The organism is Mesorhizobium sp. M7A.F.Ca.CA.002.09.1.1 (assembly GCF_003998555.1).
GTDB lineage: Bacteria > Pseudomonadota > Alphaproteobacteria > Rhizobiales > Rhizobiaceae > Mesorhizobium > Mesorhizobium ciceri.
The window spans coordinates 1-2994 of the sequence record NZ_RZRR01000711.1 but is presented as its reverse complement, the minus strand read 5'-3'; the positions used below and the strand labels follow the sequence as shown (position 1 = coordinate 2994).

2 protein-coding genes and 1 pseudogene are annotated in these 2994 nt (G+C 61.2%); 2 read left to right on the top strand and 1 reads right to left on the bottom strand.

The window, feature by feature from the left end; genetic code table 11:
• Positions 1–151: 151 nt before the first annotated feature.
• Entirely contained in the window at positions 152–1207 is a 1056-nt protein-coding gene (locus EN994_RS24905) for a sugar phosphate isomerase/epimerase (RefSeq protein WP_063169045.1), read from the bottom strand.
• A gap of 400 nt (positions 1208–1607) precedes the next feature.
• On the opposite strand from EN994_RS24905, the gene EN994_RS24900 reads away from it, so the two are divergent.
• Together EN994_RS24900 and EN994_RS24895 are read left to right on the top strand one after the other, a co-directional pair.
• Complete coding sequence (locus EN994_RS24900; RefSeq protein WP_013529508.1) at positions 1608–2495, top strand: sugar phosphate isomerase/epimerase; 888 nt, start codon at positions 1608–1610, stop codon at positions 2493–2495.
• 59 nt (positions 2496–2554) lie between these two features.
• Positions 2555–2994, top strand: a pseudogene (locus tag EN994_RS24895) (mandelate racemase/muconate lactonizing enzyme family protein); the annotation flags it as partial.

Sequence of the window (2994 nt, the reverse complement as noted above, 5' to 3'; positions counted from 1 at the left end):
ACCATATCTTGCTCCTCGCTGTTGCTTGCCCCCCTTGAGGGGAGGTCGATCCGCGCAGCGGATCGGGTGGGGTCGTTGAGGCAGAGCGCGGTGTGAACCGACCCACCCGGCCTTTGGGCCACCCTCCCCGCGAAGGGGAGGGAAAATCGAGCTAGATTCCCATCATGGCGCGCAGCAACTTCTTGTCGGTGGTGCCAGCGGCGAAGTCGTCGAATGCCTTTTCCGTCACCCGGATGATGTGGTGCTCGATGAAAGGCGCGCCTTCGGCCGCACCATCCTCCGGATGCTTCAGGCAGCACTCCCACTCCAGCACCGCCCAGGAATCATAATTGTACTGCGTCAGCTTGGAGAAGATGCCGCCGAAATCCACCTGTCCATCGCCCAGCGAACGGAAGCGCCCGGCGCGGTTGGTCCAGCTCTGATAGCCGGAATAGACGCCTTGCCGGCCGGTCGGGTTGAACTCGGCGTCCTTGACGTGGAACGCCTTGATGCGCTCGTGATAGATGTCGATGAATTCGAGATAGTCGAGCTGCTGCAGCAGGAAATGCGACGGATCGTAATTGATGTTGCAGCGCCTGTGGCCGCCGACCGCGTCGAGGAACATCTCGAAAGTGGCGCCGTCGAAAACGTCTTCAGACGGGTGAATTTCATAGCCGACATCGACGCCGTTGTCCTCGTACACGTCGAGAATCGGCTTCCAGCGTTTGCCGAGCTCGCCAAACGCTTCCTCAATGAGTCCAGCCGGCCGCTGCGGGAACGGATAGAGGTAAGGGAAAGCCAGCGAGCCGGTAAACGACACTGAAGCATTCAGGCCTAGATTACGCGATGCTTTAGCGCCGAACTTCATCTGCTCGACAGCCCACTTCTGCCGGGCTGCGGGATTGTTGTGCACCGATGGCGGCGCAAAGCCATCCATCTGCGCGTCATAGGCAGGATGCACCGCCACCAATTGCCCCTGCAGATGCGTCGACAATTCCGTGATCTCGACGCCGGCGTCGGCGCAAATGCCTTTCACCTCGTCGCAATAGGCCTTGGAAGAGGCCGCCTTCTTGAGATCGAACAGCCGCGCGTCCCAGGTCGGGATCTGCACGCCCTTGTAGCCGAGACCGGCCGCCCATTTGGTGATCGACGCCAGTGAGTTGAACGGCGCGGCGTCGCCCGCGAACTGCGCCAGAAACAGCCCCGGGCCCTTCATTGTCGTCGGCATCGGCATCCTCCCTCATTTCTCTCGCGACCGAGCATAGCGCCGATTGGAAACAGGGCCAGCCACTTTGGTCTTTTCTCAACGGGCGCTTGCACGCACCACCATTCTGGTATTACCAAATGTGGAATTTTGGTCAAGCCTTGCAATGCGCCATCATGACCCCAAAACCACCCGGCGCAGGCATATATATCTCAATATAATCAAGGAAATACTCCACAGCGAAAGTTGCATCCCGGCGCTTCTTGCCGATCCGGATAATTTGCTGTAGACCTCGCTTCAGGCCCAATTGGTCGAACCAGTTTGCGAGAAAAGGCTGGGAACGCCTTGGGGAGGAACCTTTGTGTCGCCTTTTGGCGATGCATGTCGCAGGCGAACCATAGAGACGAGTTGGGAAGGACAGACCATGCATCTTTCGACGCACAACTGGATGCGCGCGGAACCCTTGGAAACGACGCTCAAGCGCATCAAGAAATTCGGCTATGAGTCGATCGAGATTTCCGGCGAACCCGAGCAGTACAAAACCAGGGAGACCCGGGCGCTGCTGAAGGAGCATGGCATTCGTTGCTGGGGCGCGGTGACCCTGATGCTGGGCGAGCGCAACCTTGCCGCCAGGAACCAGGGCCAGCGCGAGCGTTCCGTTCAGTATGTCAAGGACGTGCTGACCATGGTCAGCGAACTCGATGGCGAGATCATCACGCTGGTTCCGGCGACCGTCGGCAAGGTCGTGCCTGACGGCACCGAGGAAGAGGAATGGAAGTGGGTCGTCGACGCCACCCGCGAATGCTTCACCCACGCCAAGAAGGTCGGCGTCAAGATCGCTGTTGAACCGCTCAACCGCTTCGAGACCTATCTGTTCAATCGCGGCGCCCAGGCGCTGGCTTTGGCCGACGCGGTCAGCCCCGAATGCGGTGTCTGCCTCGACGCCTACCACCTCCATATGGAAGAATTTAACGTCTATGACGCGATCCGGCAGGCCGGAAAGCGCCTGTTCGACTTCCATGTCGCCGACAACAACCGCTTCGCCGCCGGTCTCGGCCAGATCGACTGGCCGAAGATCGTCGCCACCTTGCGCGAGATCGGCTACGACGGCGCGCTGACCAACGAGTTCGTCGCGCCCGTCGACCGGACGCCGGCGGCCCCCTATCCCGACATGGTCGAGCGCAATCCGGTCGATATCTCGCCCGAACAGCTGAAGTTCATCCAGGACCACGGCTCCAGCGTGCTCACCGAGAAATTCTACACCGACCAGATGCGCATCAACGCCGAAACGTTGCTGCCGCTGATCAAGTAGTCGACTGCCTCAGGGAAATTCGCCCTTCCGCCCTGACCGGCGCAGGGCTGGGGAAGAATATGCGTATCAAGTCCGTCCAAGCCTGGTGGATCCGCGTTCCGATCGAAGCCGCTCGGCAGCACCGCAGCGACTTCGGTCAGGTGACGACCTTCGACGCCGCCATCCTGCGCATCGAGACCGATGACGGGCTGGTCGGCTGGGGCGAAGGCAAGAACGCCGCCGGCAGTGCCGGCAGCTACGGTGCACTCGTCCACATGCTGAACCATGAAGTCGGGCCGCAGCTGGTCGGCCGCGATCCGGCCGACATCGGCATCATCTGGGAGATGCTCTACAATGGCGTGCGCCACGACAGCGCCGCACGCGGCGGCCACGCCATGCCGCAGCTGGCGCGGCGCGGCATGAGCATCGCGGCGATCAGCGCCGTCGACATCGCGCTGTGGGACATTCTTGGCAAATCGCTTGGCGTTCCTGTCTGGCGGCTGCTCGGCGGCCGCAAGCT

Bases quoted from the DNA above. Each gene is read 5' to 3' on its own strand.
- EN994_RS24905 (WP_063169045.1), bottom strand. From the start codon at position 1,207: ATGCCGACGACAATGAAGGGCCCGGGGCTGTTTCTGGCGCAGTTCGCG.
- EN994_RS24900 (WP_013529508.1), top strand. From the start codon at position 1,608: ATGCATCTTTCGACGCACAACTGGATGCGCGCGGAACCCTTGGAAACG.